Origin of the sequence: Sphingomonas sp. MMS12-HWE2-04 (genome assembly GCF_044881185.1) — a bacterium.
In the GTDB taxonomy this organism is placed as follows: domain Bacteria; phylum Pseudomonadota; class Alphaproteobacteria; order Sphingomonadales; family Sphingomonadaceae; genus Sphingomonas.
Genome location: NZ_CP173254.1, coordinates 3370589 through 3388013, shown reverse-complemented (window position 1 = coordinate 3388013; position 17425 = coordinate 3370589). Strand labels below are relative to the sequence as shown.

Annotated in this window: 13 protein-coding genes; 1 reads left to right on the top strand and 12 read right to left on the bottom strand. The window is 66.7% G+C overall.

The genetic code is table 11. From position 1 onward, the window contains the following. Positions 1-26: 26 nt before the first annotated feature. The 12 genes from AB2M62_RS15860 to AB2M62_RS15805 form a co-directional block, all read right to left on the bottom strand. Entirely contained in the window at positions 27-440 is a 414-nt protein-coding gene (locus AB2M62_RS15860; protein ID WP_404335330.1) for a DUF3035 domain-containing protein, read from the bottom strand. Further along, positions 433-951, bottom strand: a complete 519-nt coding sequence (gene lspA, locus AB2M62_RS15855) for a signal peptidase II (RefSeq protein WP_404335328.1) — start codon at positions 949-951, stop codon at positions 433-435. The genes AB2M62_RS15860 and lspA overlap by 8 nt, the downstream gene beginning before the upstream one ends. Next, a complete protein-coding gene (locus AB2M62_RS15850; RefSeq protein ID WP_404335326.1) occupies positions 951-3878 on the bottom strand; it encodes an isoleucine--tRNA ligase in 2928 nt (975 codons plus the stop codon). Before AB2M62_RS15850 ends, lspA begins: the two co-directional genes overlap by 1 nt. 371 nt (positions 3879-4249) lie before the next feature. Then, complete coding sequence (locus AB2M62_RS15845) at positions 4250-5176, bottom strand: bifunctional riboflavin kinase/FAD synthetase (protein ID WP_404335324.1); 927 nt, start codon at positions 5174-5176, stop codon at positions 4250-4252. Between the two features lie 103 nt (positions 5177-5279). Then, entirely contained in the window at positions 5280-5699 is a 420-nt protein-coding gene (locus tag AB2M62_RS15840; protein ID WP_404335322.1) for an endonuclease domain-containing protein, read from the bottom strand. A 145-nt stretch (positions 5700-5844) separates the two neighbouring features. Then, positions 5845-7014 carry a dipeptidase gene (locus tag AB2M62_RS15835; RefSeq protein WP_404335320.1) on the bottom strand — a complete coding sequence of 390 codons (1170 nt, stop codon included), beginning with the start codon at positions 7012-7014 and terminating at the stop codon, positions 5845-5847. After that, complete coding sequence (locus AB2M62_RS15830) at positions 7011-7475, bottom strand: dihydrofolate reductase (protein ID WP_404335318.1); 465 nt, start codon at positions 7473-7475, stop codon at positions 7011-7013. The genes AB2M62_RS15835 and AB2M62_RS15830 overlap by 4 nt, the downstream gene beginning before the upstream one ends. Then, complete coding sequence (locus tag AB2M62_RS15825) at positions 7472-8266, bottom strand: thymidylate synthase (RefSeq protein WP_404335316.1); 795 nt, start codon at positions 8264-8266, stop codon at positions 7472-7474. The genes AB2M62_RS15830 and AB2M62_RS15825 overlap by 4 nt, the downstream gene beginning before the upstream one ends. Before the next feature lie 81 nt (positions 8267-8347). After that, positions 8348-9118: a methyltransferase domain-containing protein gene (locus tag AB2M62_RS15820; RefSeq protein ID WP_404335314.1), complete on the bottom strand. Its 771-nt coding sequence runs from the start codon at positions 9116-9118 to the stop codon at positions 8348-8350. Then, positions 9115-10242 carry a peptide chain release factor 2 gene (gene prfB, locus AB2M62_RS15815; RefSeq protein WP_404335312.1) on the bottom strand — a complete coding sequence of 376 codons (1128 nt, stop codon included), beginning with the start codon at positions 10240-10242 and terminating at the stop codon, positions 9115-9117. Before prfB ends, AB2M62_RS15820 begins: the two co-directional genes overlap by 4 nt. Positions 10243-10320: 78 nt before the next feature. Continuing rightward, positions 10321-12828 (bottom strand): penicillin-binding protein 1A, encoded by a 2508-nt coding sequence (locus AB2M62_RS15810; protein ID WP_404335310.1) that lies wholly within the window; start codon positions 12826-12828, stop codon positions 10321-10323. 100 nt (positions 12829-12928) lie between these two features. After that, positions 12929-14203, bottom strand: a complete 1275-nt coding sequence (locus AB2M62_RS15805) for an N-acetylmuramoyl-L-alanine amidase (protein ID WP_404335308.1) — start codon at positions 14201-14203, stop codon at positions 12929-12931. A gap of 495 nt (positions 14204-14698) precedes the next feature. On the opposite strand from AB2M62_RS15805, the gene AB2M62_RS15800 reads away from it, so the two are divergent. After that, a complete protein-coding gene (locus tag AB2M62_RS15800; RefSeq protein ID WP_404335306.1) occupies positions 14699-17407 on the top strand; it encodes a ribonuclease E/G in 2709 nt (902 codons plus the stop codon). The last annotated feature ends 18 nt before the right edge of the window (positions 17408-17425 follow it).

Sequence of the window (17425 nt, the reverse complement as noted above, 5' to 3'; positions counted from 1 at the left end):
CCCTTTTTCGTGCCCCGAGCGCGCGCCTATTGCGGGGTGCTGGCGCGCGCGTCGCGGCCGTCGCCTTCGGGGGCGGCGACGATGTCGCGGGTGGTGCTGCCCTTGTCGACGGTCGTGGTGTTGGGGCTGCCCGCGGTGCTGCGCGCTGCCGGATCGGCGCCGGTGCGGCCTGCGGCGTCGAGCACGCCATTCTCGCCGGCGCTGCGGGCGGCCGAACCGCCGAACAGCGCGTCGAGCGCCTGGTTGGCGGCGTTGTTGTCCTGCGGGCGTGCGGCGCCGGGCTGCGGCGGCGCCAGCGCGAAGTCCGGCGGGATGACCAGCGGCGCCTGGCGCGCGACGGCGAATTCGTCGGGACGGGCACGGTCATAGCCGCGCTTGCCGCAGGCGGAGAGCGAACCCAGGAGCGCGACGCCCGCAACGACGATGATCAGCTTACGCATTGACTTGATTCTCCACAGGGGCAGGCGTCTTGGCCGCCTTATCGCGCACGAACAGGGCGCGGATCAACAGGATCAGCACGCCGATGGTAATCGCCGCATCGGCGACGTTGAAGACGAGAAAGGGGCGCCAGGTGTCGAAGTGCAGGTCGGCGAAATCGACGACATAGCCCAGCCGCGTGCGATCGAGGATATTGCCCAGCGCGCCGCCGAGCACCAGCCCCAGCGCGATCACATCGGGCCGCTTCTTCTCGCGCAGCATCCACCACAGCACGCCTGCGGCGATCCCGCCGGTCAGCAGCACCAGCAGCCAGCGCATCGCGCTGCCGCTTGCGGGCAGCAGGCCCAGCGACACGCCGACATTCTTGACGAAGCGCAAGTCGAAGATCGGCAGGATCGTCAGCGACGCATCCTGGACGTTGAGGCCGAGCGGGCCGGTGACCCAATATTTCACGCCCTGATCGACGAGGAAGACGAGGACCGCGACGAGCAGCCCGAGGACACGCAGATTCATCACTTCACCACCCCGGCGCAGCGGTCGCACAGCAGACCGTCTTCCGCAACCTCGGGAAGATGGCGCCAGCATCGGCCGCATTTGTGGCGATCGGTAGGCGTCACGGTGACGCTTTCCGCCTGCGTGACTTTCGAGACGATGAACAATTCGGCGAGATCGTCGCTCGAGGCGGGCAGATCGGGCACGGTAACCTCGGCCTCGAGGCTCGAGCGCACCTTCTTGTCGCGGCGATAGGGCTCGATCGCCTCGGTGACGGTCTGGCGCAGCGCGCGGATCGCCGACCAGTCGGCGCTCGTCGCGGCGCCCTCGGGCAGCACCGGCCATTCGAGCAAATGGACCGAGCTGTCCTCGCTCGGGAAGCGCGCCTGCCACACTTCCTCGGCGGTGAAGGCGAGGATCGGCGCGGCATAGCGGACGAGCGCGTGGAACAGCACATCGAGCACGGTGCGATAGGCGCGGCGCTTCGTTGACGACGCCGCCTCGCAATAGAGGCAGTCCTTGCGGATATCGAAGAAGAAGGCCGACAAATCCTCATTGGCGAAGTCGGTCAGCGCACGCGAATAGCGGTTGAACTCGAAGTCGTTCGCCGCCGCCTTCAATTCGGCATCGAGCTCGGCGAGCTTGGCGAGGATGTAGCGCTCGAGCTCGGGCATCTCGGCCACCGCGACCTTTTCGCTCTCCTCGAAGCCATCCAAGGCGCCGAGCAGATAGCGGAAGGTGTTGCGCAGTTTCCGGTAGGTGTCGCCGGTGCCGGCGAGCACTTCCTTGCCGATGCGGACGTCCTCGAAATAGTCGGTCTGCGCGACCCACAGCCGCAGGATGTCGGCGCCGCTCTCGCCGATGATCTTGAGCGGATCGACGACGTTGCCGAGCGACTTGGACATCTTCTTGCCCTTGCCGTCGAGCGCGAAGCCATGGGTTAGCACCGCGTCATAGGGAGCTTGCCCGCGCGTGCCGCAGCTTTCGAGCAGCGACGACTGGAACCAGCCGCGATGCTGGTCCGACCCTTCGAGATAGAGGTTGGCGCGAACGCCCTGGCCATAGCGGGCTTCGACGACAAAGGCGTGGGTCGAGCCGCTGTCGAACCACACGTCGAGGATGTCGGTGATCACCTCATAATCGGCGAGGTTGTAGCGTTCGCCAAGCAGCGCCTGGTGATCCGCCTGGAACCAGGCATCGGCGCCGCCGGTGGTGAAGGCCTGGAGGATGCGGGCGTTGACTTGCGCGTCGCGGAGGTAATCGCCGGTGGCGCGGTTGACGTAGAGCGCGATCGGCACGCCCCAGGCGCGCTGGCGGCTGATCACCCAATCGGGACGCCCCTCGACCATCGCGCGGATGCGGTTCTTCGAGCGCTCGGGCACCCAGCGCGTGGTCTCGATCGCGTCGAGCGCGATGCCGCGCAGGGTCGCGCCATTGGCGCCCGCCGATCCGCCTTCGCTGGTGTCGGCGCTGGTCACGCTCCGGTCCATCGGAATGAACCATTGCGGCGTCGCGCGGAAGATGATCTTGGCCTTGCTTCGCCAGCTGTGCGGATAGCTGTGCGCGAAATCGTCCGAGGCGGCGAGCAGCGCGCCGGCTTCGCGAAGATCGGTGCAGATCGGGCCGTCGCTGGCGACGAACTTCTTGTTGATAACCGATCCCTGGCCGCCGAGCCACAGCCAGTCGGCGCGGTACATCCCCGCGCCGTCGACCGCGAACACCGGATCGATCCCGTGCGCCTTGCACAGGAGGAAGTCGTCCTCGCCATGATCCGGCGCCATATGGACGAGGCCGGTGCCGGCGTCGGTAGTGACGAAGTCGCCGGGCAGGAACGGGCGCGGCTTGGCGAAGAAGCCGCCGAGATGGTGCATCGGGTGGCGGGCGGTGGCGCCCGAAAGCTGCGAGCCTTTATAGATCGTGTCGCTTCGTTCGTACTCGTCAGTGATTACGCTTGTTGATGTGAAATCGGGCTCCAAAGATGCGAGTCTCTGTCGAAACGCTCCACATACCCGGCGTTCAAAGGCCGGGACCAAGTCGATCGCGATTAGATACCGTTTGTCCCAAGCCAATCCAAATCTATCAGATTCGGCTTCGATCAAGGCCGAATGCTTTTTCAGCACCTCCTCGGTGAAATAGCTTTGGATGCTGATATCCGCGTACTCAACGTCCGGCCCATACGCCAACGCCTGGTTCACCGGGATCGTCCACGGCGTGGTCGTCCAGATCACCGCGTGCGCGCCGACCAGCTCGGGCGCGTTCGGCGCCTCAACGATCTCGAACGCCACGTCGATCTGCGTCGACACGACGTCCTCATATTCGACCTCGGCCTCGGCCAGCGCGGTCTTCTCGACGGGCGACCACATCACGGGTTTCGCGCCGCGATAGAGCTGGCCGCTCTCGGCGAACTTGAGCAGCTCGCCGGCGATGATCGCCTCGCTCTGATAGTTCATCGTGAGGTAGGGCGTGTCCCAATCGCCCATCACGCCCAATCGCTCGAACTGGCCGCGCTGCACGGCGACCCATTTCTCGGCATAAGCGCGGCATTCGGCGCGGAAGGCGACGGGGTCGACTTCGTCCTTGTTGAGCTTCTTGGCGCGATAGGCTTCCTCGACCTTCCACTCGATCGGCAGCCCGTGGCAGTCCCAGCCGGGGACGTAAGGCGCGTCCTTGCCGAGCAGCGTCTGGCTGCGCACGACGATGTCCTTGAGGATCTTGTTCATCGCATGGCCCATGTGAATGTCGCCATTCGCATAGGGTGGGCCGTCATGGAGCAGGAAGGTCTCGCGACCGGCGCGGGCCTCGCGCAGCTTCTGGTAGAGCCCGATCTTCGCCCAGCGTTCGAGGATCGCCGGTTCCTTGGCGGCGAGCCCGGCCTTCATGGGGAAATCGGTCTTCGGCAGGAAGACGGTGTCGCGCCAGTCGCGCGCGGAGTCGGAAGTTTCGGTCATTTGGCGGCGGGGAGTAGCGGGTGCGGAGCGAATCGGGAAGCGGCTTTGCTCGCGGCGAGGCCCGGCGCGCCGACGAAGTTGACGAAGTTGACACGAAAAGGCGGTTTCGCGGCGTTCGCGCCGGCGAAGCGCCCAGAATGCGCCTGCGACGCCGCCCCTGCGCGGCACCGACGCGACGAAAGCGCGCCATCCACGCGCCGCCGACGCGCCACGCGCGCGCCTGGCTTGCGCCGCCGGCGCGGCAGGTGTGCGCCTGGCTCGCGCCATCGGCGCGTCAGGTGGCGATCGGAAAGGAATGGCGGCGATTTCATCGACCAGACTAGATCAGACGAAATCCTACTTTGGAAGGGACGGCGGGTTTCGCTGCGCCTTCAGGCCCGGAGCGCTGCCCGCGCCTTCGCTGCGTCCTGGTCCATCTGGACGACCAGCGCATCGAGCGAGTCGAACTTCGCTTCCGCGCGCAGATAGTCGACCAGTTCGACCTCGAGCATTTGCCCATACAGGTCGCCGGAGAAGTCGAAGAAGAAGCTTTCGAGCAATTCGACCGGCGGATCGAAAGTGGGGCGGATGCCCAGATTGGCGACGCCGTCGAGCACGCGCCCGTCGGGCAGGCGCCCGCGCACGGCATAGATGCCGTAGGCCGGGCGCAGATAATTTGCGAGGCGCATATTGGCGGTCGGATAGCCCAGTTCGCGCCCGCGCCGATCGCCGCCGATCACTTCGCCCGCAATCGCGAAGGGGCGGGTGAGCATCGCCGCCGCGTCGCGCGGGCGGCCTTCGTGCAGATGCTCGCGGATCCGGCTCGACGAGACGGTCTCGCCGTTCAGCGTTACGGGAGCGACGACATCGGCAGTGAAGCCCAGTTCGGCGCCCAGCGCCGCCAGCCGCGCAGTGTCGCCTTCGCGGCCCTTGCCGAAGGTGAAGTCGCCGCCCGTCACCACGCCCGCCGCGCCGATCGCCTCGACCAATTGCGCCTGCGCAAAGCCCTGGGCGCTCAGCCCGGCAAGGCCGGCATCGAAGCGGAAGACGAACATCGCATCGGCGCCGGCGGCTGCGAACAGCGCCGCGCGCTGGTCCAGCGTGGTCAGCCGGAAATGCGGCGAATCGGGGCGGAAATAGCGTTGCGGGTGCGGATCGAAGGTCGCGACGATCGCCGGCCGCCCTTCGGCGCGCGCGCGCGCGATCGCCCGGCCGACCACGGCCTGGTGCCCGAGATGAAACCCATCGAAATTGCCGAGCGCGACGATCGCGCCGCGCAGAGGCGCGGGAACCGGCGAGCCACTGTCCAGCCGCTGCATGGCGGCGCCTATAGGCAGACGCGCCGAGTCGAGCAAATCGACAAGGCCGCAAACCCATAACGGCCAGTTTCGGCGCAATCGCGGCCGTTCGAATTTGGGGTGGTTAGATGCCGTTCAGCGATAGCGTGGCCGTCTCGCACGCCCCCCTGGAAGGGAGGGGATGGGGGTGGGTGCCGCCGAGGCACTCGGCGGCCGTTGACAGAATATACTGAGCGGCACCGTCGGGGTTTGCCAGCACCTCCGAATTCCATAGCCGAATCAACCGCCAGCCTTTCGCCTGAAGATATGCGGTTCGTCGAGCATCGGCTTCCGCGGCTTCGATATGCTGGCTGCCGTCGAATTCGACAGCAAGCTTTGCCTTCCTGCAGACAAGGTCGATGATGAACGGTGCCTCGACATGCTGCCGCGTGAAGGGCGGACGATATCGTGAAATACGATGCCAGATTGAAAGCTCCGCAGGCGTCGGATTGTTGCGCAGGTCGCGTGCGCGAGCAGTCAGGCGCGGGTCGACTCGGCGCAGCATGCCGATAGCCTAGGATGGCTTCGCTGCGCTCGCCAACCCACCCCTAACCCCTCCCTTTCAGGGAGGGGAATCAAATGTCCGCCTCGGGCCGTCTCCCGACAGGCTGTTTGAAAGCTACAGCCTAATCTCCTCCGCAACGCGGGCCTCAGCCCTGCGGCGCGATCCCGGCGCGCAGCACGCGCAGCACATTGCCGCCCATCACCTTGCGGATCTCGTCGGGAGTGAAGCCGCGATTGAACAACGCCTGAGTCACTTCCACCAGCTGGCCGGTGTCGAACGCGGTGGTCACCGCGCCATCGAAATCCGATCCCAGCCCGACATGATCGATGCCGACCAGATCGCGGACATGCGCGATCGCGCGGGCGACCGCTTCGGGCGCGGTCGAGCAGACCGCGGCATCCCAATAGCCGATGCCGACCACGCCGCCGGTGCGCGCGATCCCGCGAATCTCGTCGTCGGTCAGGTTGCGGTTGACCTTGCACGTCGCCTGGACGCCGCCATGGCTCGAAACCACCGGGCGCCGCGCCATGCCGAGCACCTGCGCGATCGTGGCATGGCTCGAATGGGCGACGTCGACGATCATCCCGATCCGCTCCATCCGCCGTACCACCTCGACGCCCAGCGGAGTCAGCCCGCTCTTGTGGACGCCGTGCATCGATCCGGCGACTTCATTGTCGAAGAAATGCGCCAGTCCCGCCATGCGGAAGCCCGCGGCATAGAGGCGATCGAGATTGCGCAGCTGCCCTTCGAGATTCTGCAGCCCCTCGATCGAAAGCATGCCGCCGACCACCTTCTTGCCGCCAGCCCGGTCGGCGAGCAGCTGGTCGATCTGCTGGGGTGTGGTGATCACGCGCAGCTGCCCGTCCGATCCCGCCGCGGCGCGCGTCAGCTTCTGGGCGTGCCATAGCGAGCGTTCGAGCAGCGAATGCCAGGTCCGCATCGGCTGGAGCTGTGCGATCGCGAGCAGGGTGATGTTGTCGGTCTCGGCGGTGTTGGCGTCGTAATTCTGCCCCTTGGGCGTCTTGGTCACCGACGAGAAGACCTGCAGCGCGACATTGCCCTTGAGCAGCCGGGGCACGTCGATCTGGCCGCGGCTCGCGCCGTCGAGCAGGCTGCGCCGCCACATCAGCGTGTCGCCATGCATGTCGGCGATGGCAAGCGAGGCGTGCAGCGCCTGCGTCGCCGGGGCGACCTTGGGCAGCGGGGCGGGGACCACCTTGTTCATCCCTGCCTCGACGATCACCGGGGTGATCCCGAAAAAGCCGACGACTGCGATCAGGACGACGACCGCGACGCCCCAGATCCAGCGCTTCATCGCGCCCGCTCCAGCGTGACGAAGCTGTAGGCGGGATCGCCGTCATGGTCTTCGCGGGCGACTTCGCGCCATTCAGGCCCGAATGCCGGGACCACGGCGTCGCCTTCGGGCGCGGCATGGACTTCGGTGAGTTCAATTCGCGCGGCACGCTCCAGCAACAGCGCGAAGATTTCCGCGCCACCGATCACCGCCGCGTCCGCGCCGGCGAGCGCGAGGGCGTCGTCGACCGAATGCGCGACTTCGGCGCCCGGCGCGGACCAGTCGGTATCGCGGGTCAGCACGATGTGACGGCGGCCGGGGAGCGGGGCCGGGAAGCTCTCGAAGGTCTTGCGCCCCATCACCATCGCGCGGCCCATCGTCTGCGCCTTGAAGCGCTTGAGATCGGCGGGGAGGTGCCAGGGCAATTTGCCGTCGCGGCCGATCACGCCATTGTCGGCGCGGGCGAGGTGAAAGCTGATCAAACCGCCACCGGCGCCTTGATGTGCGGCTGCGCTTCGTATCCGTGGATCAGGAAGTCCTCGAATTCATAGCCGTCGATCGACTCGGCCTTGCGCAGGATTTCGAGCCGCGGCAGCGGGCTGGGGGCGCGGCCCAATTGCTCGCGCGCCTGGTCGAGATGGTTCGAATAGAGGTGGCAGTCGCCGCCGGTCCACACGAAGTCGCCGACGTCGAGGCCGGTCTGCTGGGCGAGCAGATGGGTGAGCAGCGCATAGCTGGCGATGTTGAACGGCACGCCCAGGAAGATGTCGGCCGAGCGCTGGTAGAGCTGGAGGCTCAGCTTGCCGTTGGCGACATGGCATTGGAACAGGCAGTGGCACGGCGCCAGCGCCATTGCGTGGAGGTCGCCCGGGTTCCAGGCGGAGACGATCATGCGGCGCGAATGCGGGTTGGTCTTGAGCGTCTCGATCAGCTCGGCGATCTGGTCGATATGGCGGCCGTCGGGGGTCTCCCAGTCGCGCCATTGCTTGCCATAGACCGGGCCGAGATCGCCGTTTTCGTCGGCCCATTCGTCCCAGATGCTCACGCGCCGATCCTGGAGCCACTGGACGTTGGTGTCGCCGCGCAGGAACCAGAGCAGCTCGATCAGGATCGATCGCAGGTGCAGCTTCTTGGTGGTGAGCAGCGGGAAGCCTTCGGAAAGGTCGAATCGCATCTGATGGCCGAACACGCTGCGCGTTCCCGTGCCGGTGCGATCCATTGTCTCCGCGCCCTGGTGGAGCGCGCGTTTCATAAGCTCAAGATACTGCCGCATTGCCCGAGCCTAGCCGCGCCGTGCCGCGCCGCCAAGCCGATCGATCCGTATTAGCGCGCAGACTCCGGGCCGGAGCGCGTCCTAGTCCGATTCCTTGCCCTGCTGGACTACCACCGGCGTTGCCTTGGCGCCGGTGCGGCAGGCGCGGATCATGCTCGGCTCGGGCTGCGGGCCCTGCGCCTTGAAGATCGCGATATAGCCCCCGGCCGAGGGCATCGCGCGCATCGAGACCAGCGCATAGCCGACCGCGCCGAATTCGCATTTGAGCAGGTCGGGCGGGGTGCCGTGATTCTCGGTCGCGCGATCGGCGTCGACGACGATCACCTGGCCTTCGGGGCGCAGCGACGGCCGCAGCCGCCAGAGGAATTCATAGGGGCTCTCGATCTCATGGTACATGTGCACCATCAGCACCCGGTCGAAGCTTGCCACCGGCAGCCGCGGATCGGCAGGCAGGCCCAGCCGCACGCTGACATTCTGCAGCCGCTCACGTACGACGCGGGTGCCGAGCTGCTCGATCGTGTCGGGAACGATGTCCTCGGCGACGACGCGGCCCTTCTCGCCGACGCGCTGGCCCAGGCGGATCGTGTAATAGCCCTCGCCCGCGCCGATATCGGCAACGGTCATGCCCGGCTTGATCCCCGCCAGGTTCATCACCTGACCGGCTTCGTTTAGCCGGTCGCGCGCTTCCTCGGTCGACCAGCGCGTCGAGACGATCGTCGCGACGGGACGATCGGCGGCGGGGAACCCGGTGAGCGCGTGGGTCTTTTCGGCCTTGGGCAGCACGGGCTTGCTGCCGTCGCACGCCGCGAGCGCCAGAAGGCCGATCAGCGCAGGGCCGAGCGCGCGCCTCAATCGACGTCTTCTACTTCGACTGCCTCGCCGGTCACCCGTTGCGACAGCGCCGCTGCCATGAACGAATCGACATCGCCGTCGAGCACGTCGCTCGGCGCAGTCGACGTCACCCCGGTGCGCAGATCCTTGACCAGCTGATAGGGCTGGAGGACGTAGGAGCGGATCTGGTGGCCCCAGCCGATATCGGTCTTACTCGCATTCTCGGCATTGGCTGCCTGCTCGCGGATCGCGAGCTCGCGCTCGTAGAGCCGCGCACGGAGCTGGTTATAGGCCTCGGCCTTGTTCTTGTGCTGCGAACGCTGATTCTGACACTGCACGACGATGCCCGTCGGGATATGCGTGATGCGCACCGCCGAATTGGTTGTGTTGATGTGCTGCCCGCCCGCGCCCGAGGCGCGATAGGTGTCGATGCGCAGATCGCTTTCGTTATACTCGACGTTGATGTCGTCATCGATCACCGGATAGACCCACACGCTCGAGAAGCTGGTGTGGCGTCGCGCCGCGCTGTCATAGGGCGAGATGCGGACCAGCCGGTGCACGCCGCTCTCGGTCTTGGCATAGCCATAGGCGTTCTCGCCCTTGATCAGCAGCGTCGCCGACTTGATCCCCGCCTGCTCGCCGGCATGATAGTCGATCAGCTCGACCTTGTAGCCATGCCGTTCGGCCCAGCGCGTATACATGCGCTGGAGCATGCCCGCCCAGTCCTGGCTCTCGGTGCCGCCGGCGCCCGAATTGATCTCGACATAGGTGTCGTTGGCATCGGCCTCGCCAGAGAGCAACGCCATCACCTTGTCCTTCTCGGCGCGCTCGGCGAGCGCGGCGAGCGCGGTGGTGCCGTCGGACGCCATTTCCTCGTCGCCCTCGGCCTCGGCCATCTCGATCAGCTCGACCGTGTCGTTGAGCTCGGACTCGATTGCCCGCGTCGCGCTCACTGCCTCGTCGAGGCGCCGGCGCTCGCGCATCACGTCCTGCGCGGCCTTGGCATCGTTCCACAGCGTCGGGTCCTCGACTCGCGCGTTGAGCTCGTCGAGGCGCCGCAGCGCGCGATCCCAATCAAGCGAGCGGCGCAGGAGCGCCAGCGCATCCTTGATCGTGTCGACATGGGCTTGCGCTTCGGCGCGCATGACATTCTCCAAAAACTTCAGCCGGCCCGCAAAATCGAAGGGCCGTATGCACAGATAGGGACGAAGCGGGCGCGCTAGTCAGATTCCGCCCTCGCGTTGCAAGAAATCGCTGTCGCTTTCGGTCTTGCGCTCGACTTTCTTCTCGATTGCCTTGGTGTCGGCCTGCTCGTCCTCACGCGTGCGGCGGCCACGCCGCGGCTCGACTTCGGGCTTGAAAGCCTCCCAGATCACGCTCGAGAGCGGGTCGTTCGACGGCCAGGCGCCGTGCACCGGCTTGCCGCTCGCGCGATCGATGCGGACCATGCGGATGCCGGCAGGCGCCGTGAACGGCAGCACTTCCATGTCCTTGAACGCGGGAATCGCGAACTGCTTGAAGATCGGCGCGGCGATCGATCCGCCCTGGGCATAGCCGCCCAGATTGGTCGGGCTGTCATAGCCGAGATAGAGCCCGCCGATCATCTGCGGGGTGCCGCCGACGAACCACACATCGGTCGGGCCGTTGGTCGTGCCGGTCTTGCCCATGATCGGCCGGCCGAGATCGCGCAGAACCACCGCGGTGCCGCGCTGGATCACGCCTTCGGTGATGTGGACGATCTGATAGGCCGAGAGCGGATCGACGACCTGCTTGGCGCGGGTGATCGGGCGCGGCATCGCGCCGCCGTCCCAGTCGCGCGCGTTGCAGCGGTCGCAGGCCCGCCAATTTTCCGGCCAGATCACTTCGCCGCGGCGGTTCTGGACGAAATCGATCAGCGACGGATTGAGCGCGCGGCCGTGATTGACCAGCATCGAATAGGCGTTGACCATCCGCATCACGGTGGTCTCGCCCGCGCCCAGCGCATAGCTGAGATAGGGCGGGAACTTGTTCTTCGAGACGCCCAGCCGCTGGATCATGTCGACGACATGGTCCATTCCCACCTGGTTGGCGGCCTGCACCGTCATCAGGTTGCGCGACTGCTCGATGCCCCAGCGCAGCGTCTTGGGGCCGGCGCCGCGCATATTGCCGAAGTTGCGGAAGCATTTCTCGCCGAGGCCGGCGCCCTGATAGACGCAGAACGGCCCGTCGACGATGATCGAGGCGGGAGTCAGTCCCTGCTCCATCGCGGCGGTGTAGACGATCGGCTTGATCGTCGATCCCGGCTGGCGGAACGCCTGGGTCGCGCGGTTGAGCGCCGAAATGCGCGAATCGAACCCGCCCTGCATCGCCAGGATGCGGCCGGTGCGCGGATCCTCGATGACGAAGCCGCCCGAGACCTTGGGGACCGAGCGCAGCGCATAGCTGCCGCCCTCGGGCGCGACTGCCAGGATGTCGCCCGCCTGGATCGCGCCGAACGCCTCGCCGCCCTTGCCGCGCACCGGCATCGTCGCACCCGAGCGCGGCAGCGTGCCGGTCGATCCGTCGTCAAAGCCGATCTGCCAGCCATCGCCTTCGCGTGCGATCGCGATTCCGGCGCGCCAATTCTCGTAATCGAGCCCGATATTGGTGCCGAGCAGCGTCTGCTGCCAGCTGCTGCCGATTTCCTTGTGCGCGATCGGGCCGGCCCAGCCGCGGCCACGGTCGTAGCGGAGCAAGCCGTCGCGCAGTGCCTTCTGGGCATATTGCTGGAGCTTGGGATCGAGCGAGGTGCGTACCCACAACCCGCCCGAATACACGCTGTACGGACCGTCCGCGGCCTGCTCGCCGAACTTGTCCATCAGCTGGCGGCGGACTTCCTCGATGAAATAGCCGCCAACTCGCTCGAACTTGGGCGTCTGGCGCGGGATCGTGCCGAGCGGCGCGGCGACCGCTTCCGAATGCTGCGCGGCGGTGATGAATCCGTTGGCCAGCATCTGGCCGAGCACCCAATTGCGGCGCTCCAGGGCGCGCGCCTCATAGCGTTCGGGCGAATAATTCGCCGGTCCTTTGGGCAGGATCGCCAGATAGGCCATTTGCGGCAAGGTAAGTTCGTCGAGCTCCTTGCCGAAATAGGCCTGGCTCGCCGCGGCGACGCCGCCGGCGTTGCGGCCCAGCTCGATCGAATTGAGATACAGCTCGAGGATCTGCTCCTTGCTCAGCGCATCCTCGATGCGCCAGGCGAGGATCGCTTCCTTGCCCTTGCGCAGATAGCTGGCTTCGTTGCCGACCAGCAGGTTCTTGGCGACCTGCTGCGTGATCGTCGAGGTGCCGCGGGGAGTCGAGCCGCTTACCAGGCCCTGATAGGCAGCGCGCACCAGGCCGGGGAAATCGACGCCGTGATGCTCGAAGAAGGTCTTGTCCTCGGCCGAGAGATAGGCGTCGACCAGCAGCTTGGGATATTCGGGATAGCTCAGCTGGACGCGGCGCTCGCGCGCATAGCTGTGGATCGGCAGCCCTTCGACCGAGCGGACATTGGTCGGTAGCGGCGGCTCATACGAGCGCAGCTTGTCGACCGAAGGCAGGTTGCGCGCGATCAGGAACCAGAGGACCAGCACGCCCAGCCCGGCGAGCAAGGCGCCCCAGGCGAGCAGCCGGAACCACCAGCGCCGCCGAACGCGTCCTAAGAACCCGCGGATTCCGCCGATCTCTCGGGTGATCCGCATCTTTACGCTGGAAATGCTGCCGTCCGCCATGCGCTGCGCGGTGTAGCAACTTTCCGCGCTTATGCCAGCCGGTCTGGGTTGGTCTGCATTTGGCGCCGGAGCGGCTGCGAGTCCGGCATTACGGGGGAGATCAAAGCGCCGGCGAATCCGGGCGCTTCGAGCCCGCCGCCATCCGCGTCGCGAAGTGGATTTCCACTGCCTTGCGCACGCTTTCCGCCACTTTCTCGCGGCCTTCCCTCGAGGCGAGGAACGCCGCATCACCGGCGTTCGAGATATAGCCCGTCTCGAACAAGACCGAAGGCATGTCGGGCGCCTTCAAGACCATCAGCGAGGCCATGCGATGGTAATTCGCCTTGATCGGGATCAGCGGCTGCGCCTCGCGGCCGAGCAGCCGGGCGAAGTTCGCCGAGATGTTCATCGTCTCGCGCTGCGTCAGGTCGATCAGGATCGACGAGATGTCGGCATTCTGCGTGCCCAGGTCGATCCCGGCGATGATGTCGGCCTTGTTCTCGCGTGCCGCCAGCCGCGCGGCTTCCTTGTCGGACGCCACTTCGGACAGCGTGTAGACGGTCGCGCCGGTCGCCTCGGGATTGCCGGCGCTGTCGCAATGGACCGAGATGAACAGGTCGGCCTTCAATCGCCGCGCGAGGCCATAGCGTTCCTGGAGCACCAGGAAGCGATCGTCCTCGCGGGTGAGCGCGACGCGCACCCGGCCCGAGGCAAGCAGCGCATCCTTGATCGCCAGCGCGGCCTGGAGCGTCAGGTCCTTTTCGCGGAGCCCGCTCTCGGCGCCGATCGCGCCGGGATCGTGCCCGCCATGCCCGGCGTCGATCACCACGAGCGGACGGCTGGCATCGCCGTAAACCTGCGGCAGCGGTACGCGCGACGCGCGACGCGGAATCGGCATCGAGACCTTGTAGGCCAGCCGGTCGGCGGGCTGGAGATAAGTGAGCGGCGGCAGGAAGCTCATCCGCTTCTCGGCCGCGGCCCTGGCGAAGCGGGCATCGTCCACCGTGCGCAGTTGCAGCGTCAGCGTGCGGCCGTCCGGGCCGAAACGGCCTTCGGTGACGATTGCCGGACGTGCGAGATCGAAGACCACACGTGCGCCGCCGTCCTGGGCGCCCTGGCGGATCGCAGTCACCGCGCCGCCGGCCTGGACCTTGCCCCCCGGCGCGGCGCCCGAAAGATCGAGCGCGATGCGCTGCGGCCCGGCGAGCAGGAAGCTGCTCGCCTGAGTCACCGGCGTGTCGAAGCGCACGACGATCCGGTCGTCCTGGACGCGCACGTCCTGGACGATGCCTGCCCAGCTCGGAACTCCGGTCAACCAGCCGGAGAGGAGGGCAAGCAGGAATAGCACCCGCGCGATATGCCGCGCCGGGCCATAGGGGGTCCAGCCCAAATCCATGATCGAAACTCTAGATAAGCGTCTGCCCTGACGCGCCCTTGGTAACCGCCGCGTCTCAAGTCGCGGTGAAGCTATTGGGTTAATAGCGCATCAGGCATGAAGCAGCGCTTGCCGACAACTTCCGCAAAAGTCCCAGATTTGGTGCGTAACGAGTTGAGCTTCGTGCAGTTGCCGCGTGCGTCGCAGGGTGCTACGCACACTCGACCCCTCTATTGTATCGGGGCTTTTCCGCGACCGAATATGTCGCGACAGTTCAGGTTGACGCTCGCATGAGGCAATTTCCCCACCCACCGCACCGCCAGGCCGTCTCGGCCGGCAACGCGGCGGCTGTGGCGGAGCTTTCGGATCGCATTTCCGTGCGTGCCCGTGCAGCAACAGCATTTTTCGAAACCCGCGAGACCGCAGCCGGCACCGCCGGCCAAGGCCGCATCTTGTATCGCGCGCACGCGCCTCAGCCGCAAAGCAACCGGAGCCTGCGCGCCCGGAGAATAATAAATGACCATGCGTATGCTGATCGACGCACGGCACCGGGAGGAAACCCGCGTTGCCGTCGTCAAGGGAAACCGGATCGAGGAGTTTGATTTCGAGTCCGCTGAGCGCAAGCAGCTCAAGGGCAATATCTATCTGGCCAAGGTTACCCGCGTAGAGCCGTCGCTGCAGGCGGCGTTCGTCGATTACGGCGGCAATCGCCACGGCTTCCTGGCCTTCTCGGAAATCCACCCCGATTATTATCAGATCCCCAAGGAAGACCGCGAAGCGCTGCTCCGCGAAGAGGCGGAGCATGCCGCCGAGGAAGCCGCTCTGCGCGCCGGCGACGACGACGATGACGACGATCATCTCGACGGCGAAGATGGCGTAGAAGTTCTCGAGCGTCCGTCGGATGACGAGGATGGCGAGGGCGAAGCCGAGCACGACGACGAAGGCGGCGAAGGCGAGGAATTGTCGGAGAACGGCCGCGGTCGTGGCCGCCGCCGCGGACGGGGCGGCAAGGAAGACGAGGCAGAGGCGCTCCGCCAGCGTCGCATGAACCTGCGCCGCCGCTACAAGATCCAGGACGTGATTCGTCGCCGCCAGGTGCTGCTGGTCCAGGTCGTCAAGGAAGAGCGCGGCAACAAGGGTGCGGCGCTGACCACCTATCTGTCGCTTGCCGGCCGCTATTGCGTGCTGATGCCCAACACCGCGCATGGCGGCGGCATCTCGCGCAAGATCAGCTCGGCGGCCGATCGCAAGCGCCTCAAGGGCATCATGGCGGATCTCAAGCTGCCGCCCTCGATGGGCTGCATCGTCCGCACCGCGGGTCTCCAGCGCACCAAGACCGAAATCAAGCGCGACTTCGATTATCTCGCGCGGCTGTGGGACGGAATTCGCGAGAACACGCTCAAGTCCAGCGCGCCGGCGCTGGTTTATGGCGACAGCGACCTGCTCAAGCGCGCGATCCGCGACATCTATAATCGCGACATCGACGAAGTGATCGTCGAGGGCGAGGACGGCTATCGCCAGGCCAAGGACTTCATGAAGCTCCTGATGCCGAGCCACGCCAAGAAGGTGAAGCAATATGCCGATGCGGTGCCGCTGTTCCAGCGCGCCGGCGTCGAGGATCAGCTTTCGGCGATGTACAACCCGGTCGTCCAGCTCAAGAGCGGCGGCTATCTGGTGATCAACCCGACCGAGGCGCTCGTCTCGATCGACATCAACTCGGGCCGATCGACGCGCGAGCATAATATCGAGCAGACCGCGACGGCGACCAACCTCGAAGCCGCGCACGAGATCGCCCGCCAGCTGCGCCTGCGCGACATGGCCGGGCTCGTCGTGATCGACTTCATCGACATGGATCATGGCTCGAACGTCCGTAAGGTCGAGAAGGCGATGAAGGAGGCGTTGAAGAACGATCGCGCCCGCATCCAGGTCGGCCGCATCTCGGCCTTCGGCCTGATGGAGATGAGCCGCCAGCGCCTGCGCACCGGCGTGCTCGAAGCCTCCACCCGCCAGTGCCCGCATTGCGAAGGCACCGGCCTGGTCCGTACCGCCTCGTCGGCCGGTCTCTCCGCGCTGCGCCTGATCGAGGACGAGGCTGCGCGCGGCCGCGGTTCGCACATCACGCTGCGCGCCAGCCAGGAAGCCGCCTTCTACCTGCTCAACCGCAAGCGCGCCGAACTGGCCGAGATCGAGGACCGCTATGGCGTCCTCATCGAAGTCGTGTCGGACGGTGACGTCGAGGGCGCGCGCATGTCGGTCGAGGCCAATGGCCCGCCGCCCGCGCACGCGCCCAAGATCGAGCGCCTGATCGAAGAGCCCGAGGACGATTACGTCGAGGAGATCGACGAAGAGGAAGAGGAAGAAGCCGAGGAGGCCGAGGCCGAGGCGCCCCGCCGCGAGCGCAGCGAACGCCGCGACCGCGAAGAGGGTGACGAAGGTCGCGGCAAGCGCCGCCGCCGCCGCCGTGGTCGCGGCCGGCGTCGTGATGGCGAGGCTGAGGGCGAGGCGTCATCCGACGAAGCGCGCGAAGAGGGTGAGGAAGGCGACGACGCCGAGGCACCTGTCGATGCCAGCGAGACCGAAGCCGAAGCCACCGAGCGTGCCGAGGGCAATGAAGGCGAAGGCGGCCGCAAGCGCCGTCGTCGCGGTCGCCGTGGTGGCCGTCGCGGCAATGGCGGCGAGGAAGCGCCGGTCGCCGAGGACGCCGTCGATGCCGTAACCCAGGACGAAGCATCGCCTGCCGACGACGTCGCCGCACTCGGCGACGCCGAGCCGGTGGCCGAAGCGCCTGCCAAGCCCAAGCGCAGCCGTCGCAAGAAGGCCGATGTCGAGGCAGCGCCGGCCGAGGCCGTTGCCGAAGCGCCGGTCGCGCTCGAGGTGCCTGCCGAGACGCCGGCGCCCGCCAAGCGCAGCCGTCGCAAGAAGGCCGAGCCCGCCGCCGAGGCACCCGTTGCCGAAGCAGAGGCCCCGGTTGCTGCCGAAGTCGCTCCCGCGGCCGAGGAGCCCGCAGCCAAGCCCAAGCGCACGCGTCGCAAGGCCGCAGCGACCACCGTCGAAGCGCCGGCAGCGCCTGCTGCCGAGCCCGAAGCGGCGATCGAAGCTGCCGATACGGTGCCGCCGGCGGCGACCGTCTCGCCCGTGACCGCCGAGCCGGCGGCCGAGGGAGAGGCCGAAGGCGATACCGGCCCGGCGCGCCGCGGCTGGTGGCAGCGCACGTTCGGCGCCTAAGCAAATACCCCTCCTCCG

Excerpts from the sequence above, each read along its gene's own strand:
- AB2M62_RS15860 (WP_404335330.1), bottom strand. The coding sequence starts at position 440 with ATGCGTAAGCTGATCATCGTCGTTGCGGGCGTCGCGCTCCTGGGTTCG.
- lspA (WP_404335328.1), bottom strand. The coding sequence starts at position 951 with ATGAATCTGCGTGTCCTCGGGCTGCTCGTCGCGGTCCTCGTCTTCCTC.
- AB2M62_RS15850 (WP_404335326.1), bottom strand. The coding sequence starts at position 3,878 with ATGACCGAAACTTCCGACTCCGCGCGCGACTGGCGCGACACCGTCTTC.
- AB2M62_RS15845 (WP_404335324.1), bottom strand. The coding sequence starts at position 5,176 with ATGCAGCGGCTGGACAGTGGCTCGCCGGTTCCCGCGCCTCTGCGCGGC.
- AB2M62_RS15840 (WP_404335322.1), bottom strand. The coding sequence starts at position 5,699 with ATGCTGCGCCGAGTCGACCCGCGCCTGACTGCTCGCGCACGCGACCTG.
- AB2M62_RS15835 (WP_404335320.1), bottom strand. The coding sequence starts at position 7,014 with ATGAAGCGCTGGATCTGGGGCGTCGCGGTCGTCGTCCTGATCGCAGTC.
- AB2M62_RS15825 (WP_404335316.1), bottom strand. The coding sequence starts at position 8,266 with ATGCGGCAGTATCTTGAGCTTATGAAACGCGCGCTCCACCAGGGCGCG.
- prfB (WP_404335312.1), bottom strand. The coding sequence starts at position 10,242 with ATGCGCGCCGAAGCGCAAGCCCATGTCGACACGATCAAGGATGCGCTG.
- AB2M62_RS15810 (WP_404335310.1), bottom strand. The coding sequence starts at position 12,828 with ATGGCGGACGGCAGCATTTCCAGCGTAAAGATGCGGATCACCCGAGAG.
- AB2M62_RS15805 (WP_404335308.1), bottom strand. The coding sequence starts at position 14,203 with ATGGATTTGGGCTGGACCCCCTATGGCCCGGCGCGGCATATCGCGCGG.
- AB2M62_RS15800 (WP_404335306.1), top strand. The coding sequence starts at position 14,699 with ATGACCATGCGTATGCTGATCGACGCACGGCACCGGGAGGAAACCCGC.